Annotated in this window: 5 protein-coding genes and 1 tRNA gene; 3 read left to right on the top strand and 3 right to left on the bottom strand. The window is 68.0% G+C overall.

Translation table 11 applies throughout. The features are described 5' to 3' along the window. Positions 1 to 76 precede the first annotated feature (76 nt). From QN350_RS19305 to QN350_RS19295, 3 genes are all read right to left on the bottom strand, one after another. Entirely contained in the window at positions 77 to 1,255 is a 1,179-nt protein-coding gene (locus QN350_RS19305) for a cation:proton antiporter (protein WP_322137927.1), read from the bottom strand. A 42-nt stretch (positions 1,256 to 1,297) separates the two neighbouring features. Further along, a complete protein-coding gene (locus QN350_RS19300) occupies positions 1,298 to 1,681 on the bottom strand; it encodes a hypothetical protein (RefSeq protein ID WP_281535814.1) in 384 nt (127 codons plus the stop codon). A gap of 74 nt (positions 1,682 to 1,755) precedes the next feature. Continuing rightward, positions 1,756 to 1,831 (bottom strand) — tRNA-Lys (locus QN350_RS19295). Positions 1,832 to 1,966: 135 nt separating this feature from the next. Between QN350_RS19295 and QN350_RS19290 the strand changes: the two genes are divergently transcribed. The 3 genes from QN350_RS19290 to QN350_RS19280 all read left to right on the top strand — a co-directional run. After that, positions 1,967 to 2,611, top strand: coding sequence for a DNA-directed RNA polymerase subunit beta (locus tag QN350_RS19290; RefSeq protein ID WP_322137926.1), 645 nt, complete (start codon positions 1,967 to 1,969; stop codon positions 2,609 to 2,611). 201 nt (positions 2,612 to 2,812) lie between these two features. Then, positions 2,813 to 3,397 (top strand): sigma-70 family RNA polymerase sigma factor, encoded by a 585-nt coding sequence (locus QN350_RS19285; RefSeq protein WP_322137925.1) that lies wholly within the window; start codon positions 2,813 to 2,815, stop codon positions 3,395 to 3,397. Beyond that, on the top strand, positions 3,394 to 3,711 hold a 318-nt coding region (locus QN350_RS19280), incomplete at its 3' end, for a zf-HC2 domain-containing protein (protein WP_323517146.1). The genes QN350_RS19285 and QN350_RS19280, both read left to right, overlap by 4 nt.

Genomic DNA, 3,711 nt, shown 5'->3' with positions numbered 1-3,711 from the left:
GTTCCGCCGTTCCGCGCCAGGCATGCCTGGCGCGAAGCGGCGCACCTGGCGCGCGAGCGGAAGCATCCGCTCGGGGTCAGGCGGATGTCGGTGGTGCGGCGGGCGCTCCTGGTGCGGCGGAGGACCCGGCGGCCTGCCGCCGGGAGGCGACGCCCGCAGCCCCGGTCGCGACGCCGATCGTGATCAGGGCACCCAGGATCAGCGCGGCCGCTTCGCCCGGTGCCAGCAGGTTCAGCTGGGTTCCGATCGTCGCCGCCGCAACCGGCACGCCGAGCTGGGCGGCCGCGAGCAGGCCGTAGCGCAGCGGAAGGCCGAGCAGCCGGGCCGAGGCATGGGCCAGGACGGCGCCGAGACCGAGGGCAACGCCGAGCAGGATCATTCCGGGCCGCGTCACGAGGTCGAGCACGTTGAGCGAAGCACCGAGCCACACGTAGAACAGCGGTCCGAGGAACCCGTCGGCGATCGCGAACAGCTGCCGGGCAAGGCGCCTCGGCTCCCCGACCATCGCGACGGCGAGCCCGAAGGAGAACCCTGCGAGCATGATCGAGACGTGGCTCACGACCGCGAGGGCTGCGAACGCGAACAGGATCGTCAGCTGCACCCGCAGTTCGAGGGCGAACTTGCGGTCCTCGGACACCCGGTGCAGCCGAAGCCGGGAGCCGTTCTTTTCGAAACGCGAGAGCGCGAGATACAGCAGCAGCGCTGAGACCGCGACCGCGACGGCCCCGAGCGCGGCCCGGCCCGCGTTGGCCGGGTCGATCACGATCGGCAGGGCGACGATCGCGGCGACGTCGGCGATCGCGACCTGCGCGGTCACCTGCAGCACCGACGGCCCGGACAGTTTCAGCGAGTCGATCACCGGCAGCACGAGCGCCGCAGACGACGAGGCGAGCAGCACCGCGTACAGCGGCGCGTGGCCGGTGCCGAACAGCACCGCCGTCGCCACGCCGAGCACGATCGCGATGACGGCAGCGAGACCGGCCCTTGCCGTTCCCTTTCCGAGCGCCGAGCGGATGCCGGCATCACGCACCGGCACGTGGGTGCCGGCCACGAACATGATCAGTGCGAACCCGACGTCAGCGAGCAGGGTCAGGGTCGGATCGCTCGAGTCGACGAGGCCGAGCCCGGTGTGGCCGACAAGGATTCCGGCCAGGAGCTCCCCGAGCATGACCGGAACCCGCCAGCGCCGCGGGGTCGCCAGCAGGGGACCGAGCAGGCCGACGAGGGAGATGATCGCAAGGGTCTGGAACGTCATCGGAGTGTCCGGACGGTCGACCGGCAGTGCACCATGACGCGGTTAGAGCGTCAGGTCCGCCAGCTGCACCGGGATGTCGGTGTTCTCGTTCGTGAGATACGTGGCGCAGACCCGGTGGTACCCGTCCGCGATGTGCAGCGGAACGGCCGCGGGCAGGTTGCCGCGCACGAGCAGGATCGGCGCGAGCCGACCACCCTCACGGATCAGCTTGAGGTATCTGGCGACATGCGGGTTCTCGGCTGTGAGCAACTGCAGGCCGGCGGCGCGCAGGATGTCCTTGGCCTTGTGGAAGGTGATGGGCGCCGCCTCGAGGGCGAGCGACGTCGCCTCGACGGCGTGCTCGTTCACGACCAGCCGCAGGTAATCCGCCGCCTTCGGGTAGTTCTCCGGGATCGGCTCCTCGAGCCACTTGACCTTCTTGGGCATCCTGACCTCCACGCCATGAACTCGGGACAGCTGTAACCGCCACGCGAAAATACACACTGCAGGAATGACGACACTGGTGGGCCCCGTCGGGCTCGAACCGACGACCCAAGGATTAAAAGTCCTTTGCTCTACCAACTGAGCTAGAGGCCCGCGGTAAATAATCTACCGTGGATTCGGGCGAGGTTTTTCTGGGTACCGTGGGGAGGGGTCCTAGCGCGGACGGAATCGCCCCGCGAGACACGCACGAGACCCGAACAACACCCGCAGGAGATACGGAGGATTCGATTGGCAGAGGACTTCCACAAGCCCACCCAGTTCTCGGGCAGCAAGTTCGAATCCTTTGAGGGCGGACAGGACCCGGCGAATATCAGTCGGGTCGCGCACGAGACCGCGCACGCGCTGCTCGCCCGGGTGCGTAATGACCCAGACCCCGCGGTCGTCGAGCGGCTCGTCGCCTACACCGACGAACACGGCATCGACGCGGTCGCCGAGCTGTGGTCGCGCGCAACGCCGCGCAGCCTGCCCGGTGCGCTCTGGCGGATCTACCTCGTCCGACTGCTCATCCGCCAGGACCCCGAGGGCACTGCGTTCCTCTACCAGCGCGGCACCGAGGTCACCGTGGCCATCGACCCCGTCATCGCCGGAGCCGCCGCGCCGACCGGCCCCGCCGAGATCATCGCCCTCGCCGACCAGATCCTCCGCGGAATCTTCACGGGCGACTTCGCCGTAGCGCTCGATCGTGCTGCGGCGTTCTGCCGGGTCATCGCAAGCGGATGCGCGAGTGTCGCCGACGACCTCGACGCGACTGAAGTCGGCGCATCCGGGGTGTCTCGCGCCACAGAACTGACCACCCGCGCCCTGCGGTTCTCGACGACGGCCCAGGAGTTCGGCTCGTGCGCCCGCTTGTGGCGCAGCGATTCGCTCGACTAGGAATAAACACCCGTCTTCGTCGTTTACACTGAATGCTGGTCGGGCCGCAGTAACCCCGGGCTCCAATATTCGCCGCTCTGAGCGGCCTCGCGCCGAGAGGCGTTCTGCGGCCCGGCCTTCAGCCTTTTCTGACCAATCCATTTCGCGTTCGGTGCCGAACACTAGTCATGGAACGGGATAAGACCTGACATGCTGGTTCTCATGACTGCTGACTTCGCCGCTGACACCGAGTCGACAGCGCCTCCCTCAAAAGAGGAGCTGCTTACCCGGGTTGCCACCGGAGACCAGGCGGCCTTCGGGGAACTGTACGACCAGATGGCCCCTCGGGTGCTCGGTCTGGTCAAACGCCTGCTCGTCGACCACGCCCAGTCGGAAGAAGTGACCCAGGAGATCTTCCTGGAGATCTGGCAATCGGCGACGCGGTACGAGCCGGCACGTGGCGGGGCTTCCACCTGGATCATGACCATGGCGCACCGACGTGCGGTCGACCGGATCAGGTCGTCGCAGGCCGGCCGTGACCGGGACACGAAGATCGGCATCCGCGACCTCGCGGTCGCCTATGACGACGTGTCCGAGACCGTAGAAACACGAATCGAGCACGAAAGGGTGGAGAAGGCGATGTCCAGACTGACCGAACTGCAGCGCCAGGCGATCAGTCTTGCCTACTACGGGGGCTTCAGCCAGAGCGAAGTCGCCGCCCAACTGCATATCCCGCTCGGGACCGTGAAAACGAGACTCAGGGACGGGCTCATCCGCCTTCGCGACGAACTGGGCGTGGCCTCATGACCGGCACAGAGAACACCGGAACGGGCACCCCGGAGCGCAACCCCGGCGAACTGTCCGGCGCATACGCCCTCAACGCCCTCGAGGCCAGGGAGCGCGCCGCCTTCGAGGCTCACCTCGAGTCCTCGGAAGAGGCCCGCATCGAGGCCGCAGAACTGAGCGACACCGCGGTGGCCCTCGGCCTCGCAACCGCCCCCGTTCAGCCCTCAGCCGCCCTCAAGGCCTCGCTGATGGCCAAACTCTCCTCGACCCCGCAGCTCGCTCCCCTCGCCGGTCCGGCGAGCACACCGGCAACGGATGCCGCCCCCGCGTCCCCC

Origin of the sequence: Cryobacterium sp. 10I5 (genome assembly GCF_035019865.1) — a bacterium.
Taxonomy (GTDB): Bacteria; Actinomycetota; Actinomycetes; order Actinomycetales; family Microbacteriaceae; genus Cryobacterium; species Cryobacterium breve_A.
The sequence above is the reverse complement of the archived record's forward strand: the minus strand, read 5'-3'. Positions and strand labels throughout refer to the sequence as shown.